This is a genomic window from Fictibacillus aquaticus (genome assembly GCF_002245695.1).
In the GTDB taxonomy this organism is placed as follows: domain Bacteria; phylum Bacillota; class Bacilli; order Bacillales; family Fictibacillaceae; genus Fictibacillus; species Fictibacillus aquaticus.
In genome coordinates this window covers 875,050-894,143 of the sequence record NZ_NOII01000001.1, presented here as the reverse complement: position 1 = coordinate 894,143, position 19,094 = coordinate 875,050, and the positions used below count along the sequence as shown (strand labels likewise).

The window sequence follows — 19,094 nt, the reverse complement described above, 5'->3', positions numbered from 1 at the left end:
AGAGGTGAAATGTGAAAATATTAGCAATCGCTCTTGCCGGAATGGCAGGAAGTATGATGAGATATGCAATTGGAGAGCAGCTGCAGCATCCTCTTGGTACGCTTGCGGTTAATCTGGCTGGCTGTTTCTTGATCGGCTGGTTCGTTTCAGGTATAAAAAGGAGAATAAGTGAGTCACTTGCAGCCGCCATACAGACAGGCTTTATCGGATCATTCACTACATTTTCTGCGTTCAGCCAGGACATGTTTTCTCTACTTGAAGCAGGGAGCTATTTAACCTTCTCGTTCTATACATTTGCCAGCCTGGCGGGAGGTTTTGCTCTTTGTTATGCCGGCATTTTAACCGGAGAAAAGTTCTTTGTGAAAAAGAGGAGTGTTCATGATTAGTCTTATTGCTGCAGCCGGAGGAGCTGCCGGAGCGATACTCCGGTACTATGTTTCAGTCTTGCTCAACAAAAAGTATCCATACGGAACATTCTTGGTGAATATTGCCGGTTCGTTCTGTCTTGGGCTTATTGCAGGGGCAAGCACTTCAATTTTATGGAAAACGTTTCTTGGAGCAGGAATGATGGGCGGACTTACGACCTTCTCTACTCTTCAGCTTGAGTCACTCCACCTTTTTAAACAGTCCAAAATAAAGGGACTTCTATATCTGGCCGGGAGCACTGCTGCTGGTATCGCTGCATTTGCATCAGGATATGCTATCGTCAGTTAGACGAATAATTTATTAACGGAGGAAAATAAAAAGAATGAAAGAATTAGTAATCGGATTGCTTGAATGGCTGATGGACCTCGGATATCTTGGTGTCGCGCTCGGTCTGATGGTAGAGGTGATTCCAAGTGAGTTAGTCCTGTCTTATGGAGGTTATTTGGTTTCACAGGGCAGGCTTTCATTTACAGGAGCCGTGATTGCCGGAACAATAGGAGGTACCCTCGCCCAGCTCTTTTTATACTGGATGGGTTATTATGGAGGTCGTCCGTTTCTTGAAAAATACGGAAAATACATACTGATTTCAAAAAAACAGATTGACTTGTCTGAGAAATGGTTTGAAAAGTATGGTACAGGCGTTATCTTTTTTGCACGTTTTATTCCTGTCGTGAGGCATGCGATTTCCATACCAGCTGGCATCGCGCGCATGACGTGGATTCGTTTTACGTTTTACACAGTTCTTGCCATTATCCCATGGTCGATCTTCTTCATTTATTTAGGCACAGAGCTTGGAACGAACTGGCAGAATATCAAGACGTATGCTGCCCCGTTCACTCGTGGAATCATGATCGCAGCACTGATCTTTATCGCTATCATGATCCTGCTAAAAGTGAAAAAAAGCAAATCAGGCAAATAGTGTTCTATTTCTAATCTCTCTGCGTAATATTGTATGTGACAGCTAAAGGTGGGAGGGGATAAGTATGGATCTTGCTTCACCGTTTTCAGATGAATCTTATCGTTATGAACCGAATAAGATCAACCAGCTGCTTCTTAATTTCAAAAAGTATGATAAAAAAGAATCTATCGCCGGATATGTTGCAAGTGCGATGAAAGAATGCGGCTACAGCAAAGAAAAGATATATCAGGTAATCGCTAAATTGAATGAGGAAATCGATAAAAGTAAAACAGAGGAATCGAAAAACTGGAAAAAGCTGCTCCCTTGATTATAAGGGGCGGCTTTTTTACTTAAGGTATAGCCATTCACGATTCAGCCATTGTAGGATATACTACATTACATAGAGAGAGGTGAAGAACTGGTGAACATTACAGAAAGCGCAAAGAAGTACATTGAATCCGTTCTTGAGCAGAATAATGCGAATGGGATTCGTGTCTATTTTTCAGGTATGGGCTGAGGCGGTCCCAATTTGGGATTGGCTCTGGATGAGCCTGAAGAAAACGATGTAATCGAACAAATTAACGGGATAAGAGTTGCTTTGGATTTCCGCATATCCGATCATGCAAAAGGAATTACCCTAGATTTTGAAGATACACGAGAAGGTGCCGGTCTTGTCATGAAAGGCCAGAGCGACTGCTGCTGATCTATAAAAAGAAGTGCCGTTAAGCAACGGCACTTCTTTTTATTGCTGTGATCGCCTGAAACCTGAATACTTTGCTTCTTTTTCACTGCAGAACCATTGCTCAGGGATTGTCATGTCATAATAGCGGCCGTCTGGCATATGATAGATTTTATCCCCGGAGGAAGACAGGTTACCCTTGATGCTGCATTTACCTAAATTCGAAGAAGCCTCTTTATTGGGTGACTCAAATCCGTCTTCAGTAGCATAGTTCTCGAGGCTCCAGATTCCTTTTTCGTTCTGTTGGGCTTCACTTTGGATAATGCGGTATTCATCTGCGTATTTTGTATTTGGTGCGTATACATATGCGACCCGTGCCAAGCCCTCACGCAGAAGCGCCTCTTGAACACTGCTGCCGTTAACATATACATAAGCTAGCAGTCTGCCGTACTTATCCCGTTCACTAACATCTAGTTCGATTTCCGTCTTGCCATTGCTCATCAATTTTTTCGTGAACTGGCTTGCTTCTATTCCAAAAGGCTGCACCGGTCTTGTCGGGTGAACACTTTCGGGTGTGTCAACCAATAGAAATCGTACGGTCTCTTCGTGATTGTTTATCTTTATTTTAACCGTGTCACCGTCGATTACTTTAACAAGCTTAACCGGTATCCGTTTTCCGGAACCAATTTCTGTTTTTTGCTCGGTTGTGTTAGGCTGTTCGTCAAGGAACGTCCCACAAGCTGCAAGCAGGCAGATAATAATAGCTGCTGCCAATTTACTGAGTATTTTCAAGTGACTGTTCCTCCAAATCTGGTGATGATTACAGTATAACGTGTAACATCACGAGGTAAATAAATTTTTGGCTGGAATTGTGTGAAATATGTCACAGACTATTCATTTGAGAGCAGCTAAAATAAGGTTATAATTAAGATATAACACAAACCAGGAGGCAACTTATTATGAAAAAAATGATGTGGCTTGCACTTACGGCAATATTAATGATCGGGATTCTTGCAGCTTGCGGAGGAAAAGAAGAGAGCAAGAAGAAGGCAGACGAAACGGTTACGATGGAAGCGAAAAACTTTGAGTTCGATAAAGCAGAGTATAAAGTTCCAGCAGGCAAAGATTTTAATCTCGAACTGAAGAACGTTGAAGGAGCACACGGCCTTCTTGTTCAAGGTGAGGATGTTACGGTAGATGGCAACAGTTCAGAAGTATTAAATCTGAAGCCAGGCAAATATAAAGTGGTTTGCAGCGTTCCATGTGGAGCAGGACACGCGAAAATGGAAGCGACACTAGTTGCTGAATAAGGAAAAAGAGGCGTCCTGAAATGGCCCTTTACTCACAAGTGTGATGTTCGTGATCTCCGCTTCAGGGTGCTGAGCTTTCCGCGGGGCGTGCGGTGAGCCCCTTTGCCGCTTTGCGCCCTAAAGGGTCTCACCTTCCCGCTCGTCCCGCTGGAGTCTCGCACCCTTCCGCTCCAATCACCACATGTTCTCATCACGAATCAATTTCAAAATCAAATAAAAACTACAAGAGGGAAATACAAACTCGATAACTCGAAGTGGTATTTCCTTTTTCTTTATTATGCCACTTAATGAATGGTTAAAAAAACAAGGCTTCGCATGAATTGTCATATGCGAAGTCTTGTTTTTAAGATATTATTTGTAAGGATTTTCGGCTGCATGGCTTCTAAACATACTATCGTCTAAATCCTGGGCTGTTTCCTAATTTTTCATTACATACACCTGTTCATCTTGATTCCATCATTGATATAAGTTGATCGGAGTGTAAGGTGCCGACTCCTCGAAAATGAAGTTCACATTTTCTTCGTGCGATGTCTTGCAGGCGAAGCTTTCCTTATCCTGCGGGACAGGCAGGAAGGTGAGACCTCTCAATGGCGCGTAGCGGCGAGGGGGCTCACCGCCTGCCCCGCGGAAAGCGTGCGCCTGAAACGGAGATCAACTGCTTCTCTGAATTCTTTAATCCTGACATTGCTGTTCTTCTAGAACTTGCCTGCGAAACAGCATTGGATTAAATGTAGCAGGGGAATAAGCAGCACTGCATGATTTCCAAAGGTTTCCCAGCAGGCGGGGCATCATCTGCTTGGATGGGACCTCACCATAATGGACCCAATACGTAAAATAAAGAAGATACAGCTTTCCTGATACAGGCTCAAGTATTTCTTCGTAAAAAGGTTTGTTATCGGTTATGGATAAGAAAGAGTGAGACTCCCAACCCGCGATAAAACGAGCCTTTTTACCATTAAGGGAAGTTTCAATGTAATGGATAGCATGTGAAAGCTGAGGAGCGTCTTCACCGTCACAGTTTGCGAGCCTTGACTGATCTGCAGCATTCCAGTCATGCAGCGATTTTGTTAACAGAGAAACATGAGCGTATGCTTTGTCATAATAAGGCTGTGACGGCTTATAGCCTTTCTGGCTCAAAAGATCAGCCAAAGGAAGCTCGAATTCGCCTTCTTTTATGTATGGCGGTCTGAAGATATGCCGGGCATACTTGACTTCCGTCAATGAAGAGCAGGTAAACACGGCAAAAAAGTACCACTGGCCCATATCGTCTAGAAATACAGAGTGTTCGCCATCCTTGTATTCGGTAAAACAGTTAGATCGGTCAAATTCAAACTCAGGAAGATCTGCTGTTACAGAGCGGTCTATTTCAGATGGCTGCTGAATTGGAACCACTACATGCAAAAGAAAAGAGAAGCCTCCCATCAGGAATGCTCTCCTTTCCGTTTAAACAGAAGCTTCGTTCCTTTAACTGCTTCTTTAACTTTTAAAAAACTGTTTTTCTTTTGCCGAATGTCCCAGCGGATGTATTCCTTTTTTTCATTAAGGAGCGTCTGCTGGTTTTTTATATCATTCATTTGTGCCTGGATGCTGTCGCTTGTATGTTTCATATGCTGGATGGTTTTCATTGTTTCTTTTACCGGTTTAACTGTTTTCCAGCCTATGAAGGCAAGTGCGATCAGCGTGAGGACGATTACGGCAGCGATAAACATAATTAGCACCTCCTAATAAAAACAATATACCCTTGTATACCAAGTAAAAAACGGCGAAAAAGGTTTATCAAGATTATTCTTTACAACTGCTTTAATTCCTTTGCATGATTTGAAACAAAAAAGCCCTGAGGCATGATGGCACAGGACTTTAGAACATATTTATTTTTTGGGACATGTTTTGCAGCATGTACCGCCTTCTGTCCGATAATAGAGGCAGCATGTTTGACGGATTTTATTTCCGTTTAAATCACCAGCTGTTCTAAGTTTTACGAAAGGATGTTTCCTCGCGCCGAACAAGGAAGCGGGTGAAGATAGGGAGATGTATTGGTAATCAGACTGAATTTGCTGCAGTACTGCTGGCGGATGCTCCTCGGATAGCCATTTTTCATACAGCCAGCGAATATAAATCCAGCAGTTTTCCCATAGCATCGCTTTTGATACTTTTGCAGCAGAAGCTACATTGTTCAGCATCACAGTGATGTTTTCTTTAAATATCGTTTCAAGAACGATAGAACGCCATTCTTCACGGTTTCCTGCAAGTGCGAAACAATCTGCGTTAGTTAAAGTAAAAGAGGGAAGCCACATTTCCTTTGATTCGTGATCGACGAGCTGAACGTTGCTTATTGAAGTATTGAACGCTTTGTTCAGCATGGTCATCGCATACAATGCTGCAGTTAGGCTGCAAAAGGCATAACGCTTAAAAAACAGAGAAGCACTGACCTTTGTCTGATCTGAACCAATTTTAGGACCGACTTCGTCCAAAAAAGCAAGAAGGCGATCTGTATCTAATAGGTCCTGTGCCGGAATCACCTGCTCACCGGAAGAGGAGCGGAAAGAGAATCGATAATGGCTGCTTATAAATTCTTGTTCATCTTTTGTCCAACCTTTAGCCGATGGAACGTTGAGGAATGCCATATTCTGCTTTTCGCCCCTTCCCGTATGGTATGCAAAGCGGTGTACCGAATAATGGATCGGTGCTGATCATGCATTTCATATTAAATACATCCTGTACGAGCTGTTCTGTCACGATAATTTCTGGCGGCCCTTCGTTGTATACCTTCTGATCATGAACGGCGATCAAGTGATGCGCATAGCGGCATGCAAGGTTAAGGTCATGCAGTACCATGACAATCGTCCGGTTTTCCTGTTCGTTCAGTTCAAAAAGGAGATCAAGAATTTCGACTTGATGCGAAATATCTAGATAAGTCGTTGGTTCATCAAGCAGAATGGTTTCCGTACCTTGTGCAAGCGTCATTGCGATCCATGCCCGCTGACGCTGGCCCCCTGAAAGTGAATCCACAGGTACATCCATTTTATCTCTTAAATTTACGGCATCCAGCGCATGGAATACTGCTCTTTCGTCTTCCTTTGACCATTGCTTTAACCATGACTGATGCGGAAATCTCCCTTGTTTAACTAGCTGCAGAACAGTGAGTCCTTCAGGTGCAACCGGCCCTTGTGGAAGAATCGACAATTCACGAGCAACGTGTTTAGTAGACTGCCGGAAAATATCCTTTCCGTTTAATGCTACCGTCCCTTCCTTAGGTTGGAGAAGGCGTGCCATTGAACGCAGCAAGGTAGACTTTCCGCAGCCGTTGCTCCCGATCAGTACCGTGATCTTACCTTTTGGAATTTCAAGGTTAAGCTGGTCGATGATTGGTGTGCTGCTATATGATAATGTCAGATTTTTCGTTTCAAGTACCGTCATGGCTATCTCTCCTTAACGATGCTGCTTGATCAGCAAGTATATAAAATATGGGGCTCCAACAGCTGCAGTAAACACGCCTGCTGGAACCTGAAGCGGGCTGAAAAGCGTGCGTCCCGCGAAATCGGCAAGTACGGTGATGATTCCTCCGATCATACCGGCAACCGGCAATAGGTTTTCATGTGAGGAACCTGTTATTCTCCGGGCAATGTGTGGTGCGACAAGCCCGACAAATCCAATCGCTCCCGCGAAAGCGGCAGCAGATCCTGCGAGCGCCGTACTGATAAGCAGCAGGATAAAACGGTCACGGTGCAGGGGCTGGCCCGAACTGACGGAGAGTTCTTCGCCAAGCTCCTGCATGTTAAGCCGTCTCGTAAAAAGAACCAAGGCAAACAATGACAAAATGAGCCATGGAAAAAAGCTATAGACATCTGACCAAGCTGTTCCATTCACGCTGCCTGTCAGCCAGACTGTTGCCTGGCCGGCAGTGTAGATCGGCCCCATAAGAATCATTAATGTAGTCAATGCCTGAAATAATGCCATCAGTCCGATACCGACTAATACGAGCCGAATCGGGGAAACGCCTTTTTTATAAGCAAGAACGTACAGCAGTATGGCAGCAGCAGCAGCACCGGCAAACGCAAAGAATGGCAAGTACATGATACTGACAGTCAAAGCATTGCTGCTATTGCTAAAGATAGTGAAAAAGGCTACTGCTGCTACACCTGCACCGCCAGTTATTCCAATCATATCCGGAGAAGCGAGCGGGTTTCTAATTACGCCTTGCACTATGGCACCTGACAATGCAAGAGCACATCCAGCGCCAAAGGCAATGAGTATACGCGGCATACGGAATTCCATGATTATCATATTATTGAACTCATCTCCCGCACCGAAAATCGCGAGTGCTGTGTCGAGCGGTCTGACATAAACCTCGCCAGTGCCTAGGCTTACGATGATTGAAAAAAGTGCTGCTGCGGTTAGGAACAAAAAAGCCGCAACTGTTTTTTTGTGAATTAAGAAAGAGAGAGAATCTCTTTGGAATTTTCGGTAGTTTCTCATCCTTTAAAATGTCCTCTTCTTGCGATGTATATAAAAAATGGCGCCCCAATCATTGCTGTCACAATACCGACTGGAACTTCCTCTGGCATAATTACATAACGTGCGAGAATGTCAGCTGCATTAAGCAGGATGCCTCCTAGCAGAAAAGAGTATGGAATAAGCCAATAATGGTTGTTTCCAGCAAGGAACTTAGCGAAATGCGGGATAACTATGCCAATAAAGCCGATTGGTCCTGCAATCGCAACAGATCCTCCAGCAAGGAGAATGACACAAAGAGAAGCGAGCAGCTTTTGCAGTATTGTCTTTTGCCCTAGTCCGGCAGCAACATCATCACCTAACAAAAATGTGTTCAGCTGACGTGAAAGCAGAAATGCTCCGATTATTCCAACTGTGATAAATGGAAGAACATCTGCCAGCATGCTGAGCTTTCGTCCCTCTACTGAACCAGCGAGCCAGAAGAGCACCTCTTCAAGTGCCTTCTCGTTCATAACGAGCAGGCCTTGTGTGAGGGAAGCAAACAAGGCGGCCATAACAGCCCCTGCTAAAGTGAGTTTGACAGGCGTCATTCCGCCTCTTCCTGCCGAGGCAAGTGCATAAACAGCTATGCCTGATAATGATCCTCCTGCCAGTGCAAGCCACATAAATTGTTCAATGGAACTGATTCCAAAGAAAGTGACCGCAACGACAATGAAAAATCCAGCTCCAGCATTAATGCCGAAAAATTCGGGTGACGCGACTGGATTCCGGGTGATGGCTTGAAGGAGGAGTCCTGCCGCCGCAAGTGAACCGCCTACCACCATGCCGACAATAGATCTGGGCAGCCTGGATTCACGGATAATGATATGTTCATTCGATCCATTAAAATTTTGAAACGCTTCCATCGCTGTATGCCATGATGTTTTCGTATAGCCAAGCACGATACTCAGCCATACAAATAGACAGGATAACAAGATAAGAAGTAAAAGTCCGCCAAGTTTATGGAATTTTGTATTAAGTATTTCTGTCATGATGACCTCATTGATATTCATTTTCAATGATAATTTTAGAAGAGAATCGTGATAAAGTCAATGATTTTGAAAATCATTATCATTTGTAGTTGACAATCATTCTCACTCTGTTTTATGATACAAAATGTAAATGAAAATCATTTTCAATTGAATACATAAAAGGGGAGATAACAATGGGTCGATCATTTACATACAAAGCGTTTATCGCATTATTAGCGGGGGTCCTGCTGCTTCTATCAGCATGCGGTGATAAAGCGGCTGAGAAAAAGGAATCAGCAAAGACCGAGAGCTATACGGTTAAACATGCTATGGGTGAAACGGAAGTAAAAAGCAATAAGCGTGTGGTTATCTTAACTAACGAAGGAACTGAAGCAGTGCTTTCTATGGGAGTTAAGCCGGTCGGGGCAGTAAAATCATGGCTTGGAGATCCTTGGTACAATCATATTAAAGATGACATGAAGGATGTTAAAGTTGTTGGAGATGAAAGCGAGCTTAACGTAGAAGCGATCATGGCTCTTAAACCAGATTTAATTATCGGAAACAAAATGAGACAGGAAAAATATTATGACCAGTTAAGCAAGATCGCTCCAACAGTATTCTCTGAAGATCTGCGCGGAAACTGGAAGATCAACTTTGAATTGTATGCGAAAGCATTGAATAAAGAAGAAAAAGGAAAAGAAGTTATGAGCGCGTTTGACAAGCGTATCGATGACTTCAAAAAAGAAGCAGGCGATGAGCTGAACAAGGAAGTATCAGTCGTTCGATTCATGGCTGGAACATCTAGAATCTACTTTAAAAACTCATTCTCAGGTGTAATTCTAGAACAGATTGGATTTAAGCGTCCAAAAGTTCAAGACAGTGATGAATTTGCTGCAGAAGCGACAAAAGAGCGTATTCCGGACATGGAAGGCGACGTGATGTTCTACTTCACTTATGAGCCGGGCGATGGAGAGGCGAGCAAGACTGAAAAGGAATGGACTAACGATCCATTGTGGAAGAACCTTAATGTTGTGAAGGAAAACAACGTCCACAAAGTCGATGATGCGATCTGGAATACTGCTGGCGGTGTAAAAGCAGCAAACCTTATGATCGATGATCTTGAGAAACAGTTTATTAAATAATGAAGAAGCTGCAGGCTAAAAAAGCCTTCAGCTTTTTTCTTTGGATTAAGCAGCCATGTTTGTAATGGGTCTACTGGCAATCAATTTTATTTCAATATGTGATGGGAATTAGCAGGCACTCGCTTTTATACTATTAATTAAATCATTCAGCTTCCAATGTCATAATGTTGACAAACTTTCGCAACGATTCAGACATATTTTAAAGAAGGCATTAAGCCATTTTATACGTAATGTAATAAGAGAGTGTAAAAAGGCTGGAGGGATGATGATGAAAAAAAACGACAGCTTCGAAAAAGCGCACATTAATAAAGAAATCCTCATGAAAGATGAACAAACGAATGCTTGGTACTATGAAGACCACATTACAGCAATCGTAAAAAGAGCTGAAAAAGAAGGTGCCTTTGAAAATCTGTCAGGCTATGGTAAGCCGCTTAAACTAGACGAAAACCTCGTTTACAACCCTTTAAAACAGCTGCATAAAACGATGAAAGACAATAACATTCTGCCAAACTGGATTAGGCTCGGTAAAGAGATTGACCAGCTGTTGGCTGATCTCGAAACATATGAGAGCGAATATAACATCCGCAAAACGGTTGAAAGCATCAATAAAAAAGTTACAGAGCATAATTTCAGCTGCCCTCCTTCCGCACAGCGAAGGAAAGTTATATTGGAGACCTATTTGAAGCCATAATTACAGGAGGAAATATGACAGTCATCAACAAAGGAAACGCTCCGCATTATCTTTGGGGTGATGTGTGTGAAGCCTGGAAACTTATTAATGGACAGGATTTGAGTATTCTGCATGAAAGGATGCCGCCATTTTCTTCTGAATCTAGGCATTATCACGTTCATTCCCATCAATTCTTCTTTGTACTTGAGGGTGAAGCCATAATGGAATCGGACGGATCTGACTATATCATTAGAAAGCATGAAGGAATTGAAATACCAGCTGGGGTGCCGCACTGTATCCGAAATGATTCAGAAGCTGATGTAGAGTTTCTTGTCATATCAAACCCTAAAGCTCACGGTGACCGCGTTTTAATGAAGAAAGTGAGAACCATTACTGCTGTATCCCTATAGTACAGATTTGTGGGGTACGGTACGATTCATAGAGAAAACAGAGTAAAGCAACGTTGTGATGAATGGTACCGTACCCCATAAGGAAACACTAATGCCTGACAAAGGCGGTGGTACGGTTGCTGAAATATAACAGCAAAAAACATACAACTGAGACGATTAAGAAGCTTTCGCCACCTGAAGAAGGCGTGATGCAGCTGCTGTATTTCGAATCGCTTGATGAAGCAGAGAGCAGTGACGTATTGAGCAGGCTAAGTCTTCATGAACTAGCGTTGGGCAGGCTTAAGAAATTTAGTGATCATCCTCAAATCAATATTTATAAAGATCATGCCGTGATATCTACTTTTATCATTTCAGATATGCTGGAACTGATCGCTGTCAATGTATTAGCATCCGCCCATTATGTTATTTGCATATGTGAAAGGCCAAACGGATTGCGGAAGCGCCTGCAGCATGATTTCTCCGAAAACCCTGAACACATGAAAGATACTTCACATGTTTTATATCATATTTTGAATGAAACATTGTCTTCTTATTTAAATGCAGTAGACCGTATATCTGACGAAGTGCTGTCTCTCGAAAAACGTGTGTTTGTGAAGCCTTTTGAGAACGATATAGGTCATAGTGTTTTTCGGTGGAAAGAACGCCTCGTAAAGCTCAGGCAGGTTGTCGAGTCTGAGGAAGGAGTATTGAAAAAGCTGATACATAAAGATTTTCCATTCTCTACTGAAGACAGCGTAATCTATTTTGAAGAACTGGAAAATACCTTTTCGCGTGTCCCTTCCGCGCTCGATACGTTTAAGGAAAACCTGCAAGGGATATTTGACCTACAGATATCTCTGAAGTCTGACCATATGAACCGGATCATGAAGACTTTGACGCTAGTCAGTGTTATCTTCGTACCCTTGACCTTTATTGCTGGTCTTTACGGCATGAATTTTGAATACATTCCTGAGCTTCGCTGGCACTACGGGTATTTTGCGGTGCTTGGTGTCTGTGCATTGCTAGGTGCATCCATCCTTCTATTTTTCAAAAGAAGAGGCTGGTGGTAAAGCTTACATAATATCTTGCCATACAGCTTAACCTAAGGAAAAAGGAAGGGGGAATCTGGAGATGGAACGACAGCCGTATTACGTGAATGTGGAGACCGGTGAGATTCATTCTGATAAGACTATTTCAACATTTCAATTCGAGATCAGCGCTAATGCAGATGAAGTGCGGAAACTTGCAAAAATGCTTGAGGAAGTTGACGTGGCAGCCACCGATACGTTTCTCCGCTCGCATGTCCCGTATGTACAATACCATGAAGATGCAGACAATGACCGATATGATCATAAACTTCGCGAAGTTTATCAGATGATTCATGATCTCGGCCAGCCCGTTACGCGCAGCCATATTGAAAGCATGAACATACTTGAAAGCAAGGATTAAAAAAAGCCCTAAAAGGGGCTTTTTTACTTGATTATATCTGCAGCAAGAATCATGATCCATACTACAACGCCAAATAAGATAAGTGCCAGAAAGATGGGGTTGAGCACAACTGTATGGCGGCTGATCGCCGAGGGAATCTTATTATCAGCATGCTGTTTTTGTGTTTTGCCAAGCTGATAAGTCCATATGAGGCCGCCTGCTAAAATAATGGCTGACAGGCCAAGCAGAATCAATGTAAGCATCGTTGCCACTCCTTTTGGGGCTTAGAGAATATATTATTATCTATTGTTCAGCCGAGTGGCGCGGATTATTCATTTGCCGCGATGAAACACAAAAAAGACCGGCGTCTAATCCGCCGGATAATAAATATAAGGTTTGCTTAAACTGCAGCCAGCTGCAGTTCACGGAGCTTGTTCTGTACGAGTTCGAGCACGGCCGTTCTGTCAGCTGCATTGTAAATGTCGTATTTATTGCTCTCAAGGATCAGGACTGGTGTTTTATCGTACTCGCGGATCCATTCTTTATACTTATTGTGCAGTGTTTCATAATAGTTCAGCAGTTCTGGATGATTATCAACCTGTTCATATGAACGGCCACGCTGCTGGATGCGGCTGAGCACCGTATCAAGGTCGCTGTCGAGATAAATAAGAAGATCTGGGCGCTGCTTCGGCATTTTATCGATTTCGTTCATCATCGTCTCTAATAAATCACTATACGTTTCAAACTCAAGTGACGTCATGTTCTCAGATTCATGGTTAAGCCTTGCAAAGATCAGATCTTCATATAGGCTGCGATCGAGCACATTATCGTGATTTTGCCGCGCTTGACGGATTGTCTTAAAGCGGGTGTTCAAGAAATAAATCTGTAGTGGGAACGCCCATCGTTTTGGATTTTCGTAATAATCGGGGAGTATCGGGTTATCCACGACACTTTCGTAAAAAACTTCACTGTTCAGCGCCTCGCTGATGATCTCGGCGTACGTCGTTTTACCCGTGCCGATCATTCCTGCCATTACTATCACGTAATTGTGCCTCCTGTAACAAGCCAAATATTGTTGTTATGTAAGTGGTTTTTGCTAGATATGGTATGCTTTTGTTAATGCACTTCTATAAATATACCACACATAGTAAGCACGGTGGAAGTAGAGGTTTAAAAAGCGACAAACTGGAGCACATGAAAAGAAGCTGAACCCAGAGGGCTCAGCTTCTTTTCAAATTAACAATGAAAAAGGGGGTTGTTGATAGGGATGTCTATACTATATCAGCCTGCCGCTGTACCGCGTTAAATGTGTGATTTTTTTGATAAACGTTATATAATTGTGTCTTTTCATAAAAAAAATTCCTATTGTAAGGCAAAAGAAAAGCCTCCGCGCTGGGCAGAGGCTTTCCTTCAGGGGTAAGGGTACACAGAATAAGACGAGCTGATGTGATAAAAAGTTTCAGGAAATTAAAAAACTTTTTGAAAAATTCGTATTCATTCATGTTAAAGTAATGAATTAGAAAGAGAGAAACATATTGGGGGCTGAATTTATGAGAGCACTGCTGGAACGGACTCATCCGATCGTGCTCACAATCGTAGCTGGAACCCTGCTTACAAGAGCGGCATTTTTTATGACGATTCCCTTTTTAGCGATCTACCTTTATGAGGTTAAAGGGATCTCTCCTGGCATTATCGGCCTTGTAATCGGAACCAGTGCGTTAACTGGAACGCTTGGGGGATTTATCGGAGGCTATCTGTCAGACAGAATCGGACGCTTTCCGGTTATGCTTACAGCGATTTTTGTCTGGAGTGCGGTTTTCGCAGGCTATGCTTTTGCGGATGCCTTGTGGCACTTTTTTCTTTTAAATGCTTTGAGCGGGCTTTGCCGTTCTTGGTTTGAACCCATTTCAAGAGCATTGCTGGCTGATGTCACAACAAAAGAAAACAGGCTGTCTGTTTTTAACGCAAGATATTTTGCGATTAACGTAGGTGCAGCGATAGGTCCAGTCATCGGGACCCATCTGGGGACATCTACTTCAACATCTGGCTTTTTAATCACATCGGCTTTTTATGCGGCTTACGCAGTGACAGTTCTTTTGTTAATGAAAAGGTATCAGCGTACACTCACATCTGGAGAGGATAAGAAGTTTTCAGTAAAAGCAGCCATAAGTGTTCTAGCGCAAGACAGAGTCCTTCTTTTTTTCCTTCTTGGCAACATTGTGGTCATGATGGGTCAGGCACAAATGGATTCGACATTAGCACAGTATTTGGGCAGTGCACCGCAGTTTAAGGATGGAGTGAAGCTGTTTTCGTATCTTATACTCGTAAATGCCATAACCGTCCTTATATTGCAATATCCAGTGACGAACTTTATGAGAAGATTTGATACGATGTTTTCACTCAGGGTAGGAAGCATTGCCTTTAGCTTGGCTCTTTTTGGTTTTGGACTGTCAAATGAATGGCACGTTCTTGTGATCAGCATGATTCTTCTCACTATCGGAGAGATCATTGTCTTTGTTATGAGTGATGTATTGCTCGACAATTTGGCACCAGAGCATATGCGCGGCACTTATTTCGGAGCTATGTCATTGCGTTCGATCGGTTTCAGCGCCGGCCCATGGATCGGAGGTATGCTGCTGGAAGCATACGGATTCGCTAATGGATTTTACATATTCGGTACTCTTGCGCTCATTTCGCTCAGCGGACTTCCGATGTTTCATCTAGGGCAGCGTGTGATGGGAAAATCAAACTCAACTAAAGAAACTATTAACAGCGGGGTGTAAAACATTATGATTAAAGGACTTGAACATACAGGAATTATGGTAAGCAGCATGGAGAAATCTCTTGATTTTTACTGCGGTATTTTAGGACTGGAACTGATTGACCGCTATGAGCATCCGATTGTTGGAGTTGATCTTGCATTTTTAGGAAAAGACGGAAAGGTGCTCGTTGAACTGATCGCAGGTTACCCGGTCGAGGTTCATACAGAAGGGAAGGTTCATCATCTTGCCTTTACAGTGGACGGCATCTCAGAAAAGCTGGAGCAGCTGAAAAGCCATGGTGTTACATTAAAAGACGAGCAGCCGATTGAACTGCCAACCGGTTATTATTTCTTCTTTTACGGTCCTGATGGAGAATATCTTGAGTTTTTCGAACAAAAAAAGAAGTAACCTAAAAGGGAAACACTGCGGCTAATTTGCGCCAGGCAGTGTTTCCCTTAAATATTGGTCAGAACAGTACTCGACCCCATATCGACATCTAGATTCTCTGGAATTTTTGGCACGGCTTGGATCGATTTTGATCCTTTGAATGCCTGGATACGTGTCCATTATCTTCTTTGCTATCATATCGCCGGCCTCATCAGGATCCGTCAATATAAACACTTCGTGACAGATCGAGATCGCTTCTTCAATGGCACGCCTTTCCTTTTGCTTAAATGAAACGCCGTTTAATATAACAAAATGAGCATCAGGAACCACGTTCATTACCTTTTCACAGTCGCTTTTTCCTTCCACAATATAACCTGTCATCATTTCCTCCTTTGAAAAAGGATTCTCTATCACTTTATGGAAAAAATAATGAAAATAGTACAGCCTTTCTTAAAGGGTTTCATATGCAGGAGAGAGACAACAGAAAGGAGGTTAAGGGGATGGTGCTCATCCTGAAAATTGCCAAGCGGATAACAGGTTGTGTGCTCAGTGTGATCCTAATCTTCGTTATTTACTTATTCCTTGGGGGGAAAAGCGGCCTCGCTGCCGCTGCTGTCATGATTGCCGTCATGTTTATAGTAATCCTCTTTCTTTTGCGTTCTTTCCTAGCTCAGCCGAAGGACCTCCGGAATATATCACGGCTGCTTAGACTCGTATTGTTTTTTTTACTTGCTGCCTCTTCACTGACCGGCATATCACTGGCCAATCACGCCATGTATAAAGTGATGCCCGTACATGTCTTAACACCTTGGGAAAAAACGTATTTATATCATGAAGCGCTGTTGTATAAAAGCTCAGGAGGGAAGTCTAGGCTGAATTACATGAGCTCCTTGCAGCACTTGTCAAACGGAAAAATAAACTTCTATTTTGAAGAGGCTGACAGGAAAACTGCGCAGAATATGATATTGCACATGGACGGGGTTACAAGGATCATGACGGCCATGACAGGGGAATTTGAAACAGTTCCTGTCACCGTTATCTTTTACAGGAATCCGCTCATCTTTCAGCAAAACGTGCCGAATCATCATTTTGATTCGTTAAAAGGGATGTATGTGCCAAGGGAGAGGATGATCCATTTTTTTATCGGCACCTCAGAAAGCGAGAATGAAGAAGGGCTGCTCAAACGCTTTGCTCATGAATACAGCCACCATATGCTCGTTGCCTATCTCGAATCACACGGGCTGGACAACCGCCATCTTCCCCGTTGGTTTGAAGAAGGTGCAGCAGAATATGCCGCAGTTAAAAGCGTTCGGCTCCGTCCTCCATTCAGGCCGCTGAATATAATACCGTTTAAAAAAATACACTCTATGAGCCAGTGGGAGAACGCTAACCGGAATGCTTCACCACATAATCCTTACAAGCAAAGCTATTATGCCATTGATGAAGTCATTCAGCGCAACGGCGGGAGAACAATAGGCAGTCTGATGCTAAAATCAGCAAATGGTAACTTTTATGAAAAATTCGAAACAGCAATAGGGATGAAAATTGAGCAATTTCAAGTGGAATTTCTTAAAAAGGAGATGGAGGAATTCCAGATAAATAATGCAAATTAACGTAATAGATTTCAAAACATCCAGGTAAAAGATAAAAAGCTGTCTCCTCCGGTCAAAACAGATGACCTAATGAGACAGCTTCTTTATCTCTTTCTCAGCTTCTTTAAAACGATAGGCAGCAGCCTTTTCTTTCCTTGCTGCACAGCATAGGCGATCAGCATGCCCTTTAACCCCTTTGACAAGCGGCTCATCCTGCACCTCCATTATTTTTCTGTCGTTAATTTATACATACCCTAAAACAGGGAGTCACAACCCCTGTTTTTTCGGGAAAACTCCATACTTGTCTATACTTTGCGAACAGAGGATGAATAAAATGACTGGGAACACATTTTTGAATGGAGTTGACCATATTGTCGCAAGATCGCATGTTTCCGTTCTTTCCAGGCTTCGGCGGAGGCGGACAGGGCGGGCAAGGAGGCCAGGGAAGCCAATTCCCGTCACCCCCGCCAGGAGGACCACCAGGTGGAGGTGGAGGGATGACTCCGTCAGGACCGCCACCTTCCTTCATTCCGCAGCAGTCACAGGCTTATCAGATTGGAGGAGGCGGAGGACCTGGCGTTTATGCAGTAGATCCTGGAGCTGTCCGGCCATGTTTATATCAGTATGTTTATATCTGGCTTGATAATGGCACGAGCTTCTGGGCATGGCTTACATTTGTAGGCCGCAGGTCAGTCGCAGGTTTCCGCTGGACTGGAAGACGCTGGATGTATTTTGGAGTAGATACAAGAAGCATCAACGCTTTTATCTGCTATTAAAGAGATTGAAAACCGCCTTACAAATAGGGCGGTTTTTTTTTGCGTAGCTTTCAATGATGATTAAATATATCAATTTTTAGACGATATAAGGGGCAGGATCGAGCGTCTGAAACTAATGCATCCTCCACAACGTCCATCATAATGAGGTGATGATCATGATTAAAAGAAAAAAGGTTTCTTTATGTGCAGCAGCATTGCTGCTATCGATAATAGCAGGCTGCAGCAGCAGCGGAGAGGAAAAAGCAGCGGTAAAAAAGCCGGCAGCAGTAGAAAAAACGGCATCCAGTAATGGCGGGGAAAGCAAACCTGCTGATAATCAGCAAGCGCATGAGGAAAAGAAAAACGAGACACTGAGCGGAGAGGGAACCTATAACGGCAGGATTGACAATAACTCAATTGAAGTGGAAACTGCCGGCGAAACAATCGCACTGCGCTTAAAAGGAGAGCATTTTGATGCAGTCGATTCGATGTCAGAAGGAACAACCATCAGTTTCACATATTTAAAGAATGATGCTGGACAGTATGAGTTGATCAAATTTACTGCTATTGCCCCTCCAAGTGCACAGCCGGAAAAAACGAAGGAAATTGTGTACACAGTTAATGGAGAAACAGTAAAAAAGACGGGATACTATACGGTGGGGAACATCGGTTACGCGTTTTACAAGTTCGACAGCTACGAGTCAACTGAAGAGGAGCCGAGAAAAGACTTGCTTTATTCGAATGAGCATGAGGAAAACTTTGCCCGGATAGAAATTCTTGGCACAGACTATAACGCGGAAGAACTGAAAAAATGGAGTCAAGAAGAACTGAAAGATATCGGCAATGTTCAGGATGTAAGCGGGTCTGAAAAGATAATGGAGGGTACTGTTTATTCGGCGTTTGCAGAGAATGACGAAAATAAAAAGTATATCGTGATTGCAGAGAAAGATGGCAAGGGTATTAAAGTCACTCTTCATTTAGTAAAGTCAGATTTGCTTGAGCATGAGTTCAAAGCAATGCTGTCAACACTAACCATTCAGTAGAAAAGAGCTTATTTTATTGAGGGAATGACATTTATTTGGCTTTCGGCATATAATGTTTTCAAAAGGAAAAAAGTTTCCTTGAGGAAAGAAGGGCTCTTATGTGGCACAAAGAAAGTTCTTTGCTGAAGCTGGAGCATTACACCCAATTGCT

At 43.1% G+C, this 19,094-nt stretch carries 26 protein-coding genes; 16 read left to right on the top strand and 10 right to left on the bottom strand.

What is annotated here, in order from left to right; all coding sequences use genetic code 11:
* The first annotated feature begins 11 nt into the window (after positions 1 to 11).
* The 5 genes from CGZ90_RS04645 (at position 12) to CGZ90_RS21260 (ending at position 2,027) form a co-directional block, all read left to right on the top strand.
* Entirely contained in the window at positions 12 to 386 is a 375-nt protein-coding gene (locus CGZ90_RS04645; RefSeq protein ID WP_094251151.1) for a fluoride efflux transporter FluC, read from the top strand.
* Positions 379 to 714: a fluoride efflux transporter FluC gene (locus CGZ90_RS04640; protein ID WP_094251150.1), complete on the top strand. Its 336-nt coding sequence runs from the start codon at positions 379 to 381 to the stop codon at positions 712 to 714. The genes CGZ90_RS04645 and CGZ90_RS04640 overlap by 8 nt, the downstream gene beginning before the upstream one ends.
* A 34-nt stretch (positions 715 to 748) precedes the next feature.
* On the top strand, positions 749 to 1,345 hold the full coding sequence (uptA, locus tag CGZ90_RS04635) for an undecaprenyl phosphate transporter UptA (RefSeq protein ID WP_094251149.1): 597 nt from the start codon (positions 749 to 751) through the stop codon (positions 1,343 to 1,345).
* A gap of 64 nt (positions 1,346 to 1,409) precedes the next feature.
* Positions 1,410 to 1,652, top strand: coding sequence for a hypothetical protein (locus CGZ90_RS04630; RefSeq protein WP_094251148.1), 243 nt, complete (start codon positions 1,410 to 1,412; stop codon positions 1,650 to 1,652).
* Positions 1,653 to 1,745: 93 nt separating this feature from the next.
* A complete protein-coding gene (locus tag CGZ90_RS21260; RefSeq protein WP_094251147.1) occupies positions 1,746 to 2,027 on the top strand; it encodes an adhesin in 282 nt (93 codons plus the stop codon).
* Between the two features lie 39 nt (positions 2,028 to 2,066).
* Here the strand turns inward: CGZ90_RS21260 and CGZ90_RS04620 are convergent, their stop codons facing one another.
* The gene (locus CGZ90_RS04620) at positions 2,067 to 2,795 is read right to left on the bottom strand and encodes a thermonuclease family protein (RefSeq protein WP_094251146.1); all 729 of its coding nucleotides are present in this window, start codon (positions 2,793 to 2,795) and stop codon (positions 2,067 to 2,069) included.
* A 167-nt stretch (positions 2,796 to 2,962) separates the two neighbouring features.
* On the opposite strand from CGZ90_RS04620, the gene CGZ90_RS04615 reads away from it, so the two are divergent.
* Positions 2,963 to 3,313 (top strand): cupredoxin domain-containing protein, encoded by a 351-nt coding sequence (locus tag CGZ90_RS04615; RefSeq protein ID WP_094251145.1) that lies wholly within the window; start codon positions 2,963 to 2,965, stop codon positions 3,311 to 3,313.
* Positions 3,314 to 3,985: 672 nt separating this feature from the next.
* On the opposite strand, the gene CGZ90_RS04610 is transcribed toward CGZ90_RS04615, so the two are convergent.
* The 6 genes from CGZ90_RS04610 to CGZ90_RS04585 form a co-directional block, all read right to left on the bottom strand.
* Positions 3,986 to 4,735, bottom strand: coding sequence for a hypothetical protein (locus CGZ90_RS04610; protein ID WP_094251144.1), 750 nt, complete (start codon positions 4,733 to 4,735; stop codon positions 3,986 to 3,988).
* Entirely contained in the window at positions 4,735 to 5,022 is a 288-nt protein-coding gene (locus CGZ90_RS04605; RefSeq protein WP_094251143.1) for a hypothetical protein, read from the bottom strand. Before CGZ90_RS04605 ends, CGZ90_RS04610 begins: the two co-directional genes overlap by 1 nt.
* A 159-nt stretch (positions 5,023 to 5,181) precedes the next feature.
* Positions 5,182 to 5,937 (bottom strand): IucA/IucC family C-terminal-domain containing protein, encoded by a 756-nt coding sequence (locus CGZ90_RS04600; RefSeq protein ID WP_094251142.1) that lies wholly within the window; start codon positions 5,935 to 5,937, stop codon positions 5,182 to 5,184.
* Positions 5,909 to 6,730, bottom strand: a complete 822-nt coding sequence (locus tag CGZ90_RS04595) for an ABC transporter ATP-binding protein (protein ID WP_094251141.1) — start codon at positions 6,728 to 6,730, stop codon at positions 5,909 to 5,911. Before CGZ90_RS04595 ends, CGZ90_RS04600 begins: the two co-directional genes overlap by 29 nt.
* 12 nt (positions 6,731 to 6,742) lie before the next feature.
* Positions 6,743 to 7,789, bottom strand: coding sequence for a FecCD family ABC transporter permease (locus tag CGZ90_RS04590; RefSeq protein WP_094251140.1), 1,047 nt, complete (start codon positions 7,787 to 7,789; stop codon positions 6,743 to 6,745).
* The gene (locus CGZ90_RS04585) at positions 7,786 to 8,787 is read right to left on the bottom strand and encodes a FecCD family ABC transporter permease (RefSeq protein WP_379675184.1); all 1,002 of its coding nucleotides are present in this window, start codon (positions 8,785 to 8,787) and stop codon (positions 7,786 to 7,788) included. Before CGZ90_RS04585 ends, CGZ90_RS04590 begins: the two co-directional genes overlap by 4 nt.
* Before the next feature lie 182 nt (positions 8,788 to 8,969).
* On the opposite strand from CGZ90_RS04585, the gene CGZ90_RS04580 reads away from it, so the two are divergent.
* The 5 genes from CGZ90_RS04580 (at position 8,970) to CGZ90_RS04560 (ending at position 12,425) form a co-directional block, all read left to right on the top strand.
* Positions 8,970 to 9,917, top strand: coding sequence for an ABC transporter substrate-binding protein (locus CGZ90_RS04580; RefSeq protein ID WP_094251138.1), 948 nt, complete (start codon positions 8,970 to 8,972; stop codon positions 9,915 to 9,917).
* 262 nt (positions 9,918 to 10,179) lie between these two features.
* The gene (locus tag CGZ90_RS04575) at positions 10,180 to 10,608 is read left to right on the top strand and encodes a DnaJ family domain-containing protein (protein ID WP_379675156.1); all 429 of its coding nucleotides are present in this window, start codon (positions 10,180 to 10,182) and stop codon (positions 10,606 to 10,608) included.
* 14 nt (positions 10,609 to 10,622) lie between these two features.
* Positions 10,623 to 10,997 (top strand): cupin domain-containing protein, encoded by a 375-nt coding sequence (locus tag CGZ90_RS04570; RefSeq protein ID WP_094251136.1) that lies wholly within the window; start codon positions 10,623 to 10,625, stop codon positions 10,995 to 10,997.
* A gap of 116 nt (positions 10,998 to 11,113) precedes the next feature.
* Complete coding sequence (locus tag CGZ90_RS04565; protein ID WP_094251135.1) at positions 11,114 to 12,046, top strand: magnesium transporter CorA family protein; 933 nt, start codon at positions 11,114 to 11,116, stop codon at positions 12,044 to 12,046.
* A gap of 61 nt (positions 12,047 to 12,107) precedes the next feature.
* On the top strand, positions 12,108 to 12,425 hold the full coding sequence (locus CGZ90_RS04560) for a hypothetical protein (RefSeq protein ID WP_094251134.1): 318 nt from the start codon (positions 12,108 to 12,110) through the stop codon (positions 12,423 to 12,425).
* A 23-nt stretch (positions 12,426 to 12,448) separates the two neighbouring features.
* Here CGZ90_RS04560 and CGZ90_RS04555 read toward each other — a convergent pair whose 3' ends face one another.
* Both CGZ90_RS04555 and CGZ90_RS04550 read right to left on the bottom strand, forming a co-directional pair.
* Positions 12,449 to 12,667 carry a hypothetical protein gene (locus tag CGZ90_RS04555; protein WP_094251133.1) on the bottom strand — a complete coding sequence of 73 codons (219 nt, stop codon included), beginning with the start codon at positions 12,665 to 12,667 and terminating at the stop codon, positions 12,449 to 12,451.
* A gap of 137 nt (positions 12,668 to 12,804) precedes the next feature.
* Positions 12,805 to 13,437 carry a deoxynucleoside kinase gene (locus tag CGZ90_RS04550; protein WP_165766801.1) on the bottom strand — a complete coding sequence of 211 codons (633 nt, stop codon included), beginning with the start codon at positions 13,435 to 13,437 and terminating at the stop codon, positions 12,805 to 12,807.
* Between the two features lie 517 nt (positions 13,438 to 13,954).
* On the opposite strand from CGZ90_RS04550, the gene CGZ90_RS04540 reads away from it, so the two are divergent.
* Positions 13,955 to 15,187, top strand: a complete 1,233-nt coding sequence (locus tag CGZ90_RS04540) for an MDR family MFS transporter (RefSeq protein ID WP_094251130.1) — start codon at positions 13,955 to 13,957, stop codon at positions 15,185 to 15,187.
* A gap of 6 nt (positions 15,188 to 15,193) precedes the next feature.
* Positions 15,194 to 15,574 (top strand): VOC family protein, encoded by a 381-nt coding sequence (locus tag CGZ90_RS04535; protein ID WP_240515342.1) that lies wholly within the window; start codon positions 15,194 to 15,196, stop codon positions 15,572 to 15,574.
* A gap of 21 nt (positions 15,575 to 15,595) precedes the next feature.
* Here CGZ90_RS04535 and CGZ90_RS04530 read toward each other — a convergent pair whose 3' ends face one another.
* The gene (locus tag CGZ90_RS04530; protein ID WP_094251128.1) at positions 15,596 to 15,937 is read right to left on the bottom strand and encodes a ribonuclease M5; all 342 of its coding nucleotides are present in this window, start codon (positions 15,935 to 15,937) and stop codon (positions 15,596 to 15,598) included.
* A gap of 116 nt (positions 15,938 to 16,053) precedes the next feature.
* Between CGZ90_RS04530 and CGZ90_RS04525 the strand changes: the two genes are divergently transcribed.
* The 3 genes from CGZ90_RS04525 (at position 16,054) to CGZ90_RS04515 (ending at position 18,943) form a co-directional block, all read left to right on the top strand.
* Positions 16,054 to 17,166 (top strand): hypothetical protein, encoded by a 1,113-nt coding sequence (locus tag CGZ90_RS04525; protein WP_094251127.1) that lies wholly within the window; start codon positions 16,054 to 16,056, stop codon positions 17,164 to 17,166.
* Positions 17,167 to 17,516: 350 nt separating this feature from the next.
* Positions 17,517 to 17,921 carry a hypothetical protein gene (locus CGZ90_RS04520; protein ID WP_338032202.1) on the top strand — a complete coding sequence of 135 codons (405 nt, stop codon included), beginning with the start codon at positions 17,517 to 17,519 and terminating at the stop codon, positions 17,919 to 17,921.
* Positions 17,922 to 18,076: 155 nt separating this feature from the next.
* Positions 18,077 to 18,943, top strand: a complete 867-nt coding sequence (locus CGZ90_RS04515) for a hypothetical protein (RefSeq protein WP_094251126.1) — start codon at positions 18,077 to 18,079, stop codon at positions 18,941 to 18,943.
* Positions 18,944 to 19,094: the final 151 nt, after the last annotated feature.

Bases quoted from the DNA above. Each gene is read 5' to 3' on its own strand.
- CGZ90_RS04515 (WP_094251126.1), top strand. From the start codon at position 18,077: ATGATTAAAAGAAAAAAGGTTTCTTTATGTGCAGCAGCATTGCTGCTA.
- CGZ90_RS04610 (WP_094251144.1), bottom strand. From the start codon at position 4,735: ATGGGAGGCTTCTCTTTTCTTTTGCATGTAGTGGTTCCAATTCAGCAG.
- CGZ90_RS04535 (WP_240515342.1), top strand. From the start codon at position 15,194: ATGATTAAAGGACTTGAACATACAGGAATTATGGTAAGCAGCATGGAG.
- CGZ90_RS04575 (WP_379675156.1), top strand. From the start codon at position 10,180: ATGATGATGAAAAAAAACGACAGCTTCGAAAAAGCGCACATTAATAAA.
- CGZ90_RS04615 (WP_094251145.1), top strand. From the start codon at position 2,963: ATGAAAAAAATGATGTGGCTTGCACTTACGGCAATATTAATGATCGGG.
- CGZ90_RS04530 (WP_094251128.1), bottom strand. From the start codon at position 15,937: ATGATGACAGGTTATATTGTGGAAGGAAAAAGCGACTGTGAAAAGGTA.
- CGZ90_RS04555 (WP_094251133.1), bottom strand. From the start codon at position 12,667: ATGCTTACATTGATTCTGCTTGGCCTGTCAGCCATTATTTTAGCAGGC.
- CGZ90_RS04525 (WP_094251127.1), top strand. From the start codon at position 16,054: ATGGTGCTCATCCTGAAAATTGCCAAGCGGATAACAGGTTGTGTGCTC.
- CGZ90_RS04630 (WP_094251148.1), top strand. From the start codon at position 1,410: ATGGATCTTGCTTCACCGTTTTCAGATGAATCTTATCGTTATGAACCG.
- CGZ90_RS04580 (WP_094251138.1), top strand. From the start codon at position 8,970: ATGGGTCGATCATTTACATACAAAGCGTTTATCGCATTATTAGCGGGG.
- CGZ90_RS04540 (WP_094251130.1), top strand. From the start codon at position 13,955: ATGAGAGCACTGCTGGAACGGACTCATCCGATCGTGCTCACAATCGTA.
- CGZ90_RS04605 (WP_094251143.1), bottom strand. From the start codon at position 5,022: ATGTTTATCGCTGCCGTAATCGTCCTCACGCTGATCGCACTTGCCTTC.
- CGZ90_RS04640 (WP_094251150.1), top strand. From the start codon at position 379: ATGATTAGTCTTATTGCTGCAGCCGGAGGAGCTGCCGGAGCGATACTC.
- CGZ90_RS04550 (WP_165766801.1), bottom strand. From the start codon at position 13,437: ATGGCAGGAATGATCGGCACGGGTAAAACGACGTACGCCGAGATCATC.
- uptA (WP_094251149.1), top strand. From the start codon at position 749: ATGAAAGAATTAGTAATCGGATTGCTTGAATGGCTGATGGACCTCGGA.
- CGZ90_RS04560 (WP_094251134.1), top strand. From the start codon at position 12,108: ATGGAACGACAGCCGTATTACGTGAATGTGGAGACCGGTGAGATTCAT.
- CGZ90_RS04595 (WP_094251141.1), bottom strand. From the start codon at position 6,730: ATGACGGTACTTGAAACGAAAAATCTGACATTATCATATAGCAGCACA.
- CGZ90_RS04590 (WP_094251140.1), bottom strand. From the start codon at position 7,789: ATGAGAAACTACCGAAAATTCCAAAGAGATTCTCTCTCTTTCTTAATT.
- CGZ90_RS04600 (WP_094251142.1), bottom strand. From the start codon at position 5,937: ATGGCATTCCTCAACGTTCCATCGGCTAAAGGTTGGACAAAAGATGAA.
- CGZ90_RS04570 (WP_094251136.1), top strand. From the start codon at position 10,623: ATGACAGTCATCAACAAAGGAAACGCTCCGCATTATCTTTGGGGTGAT.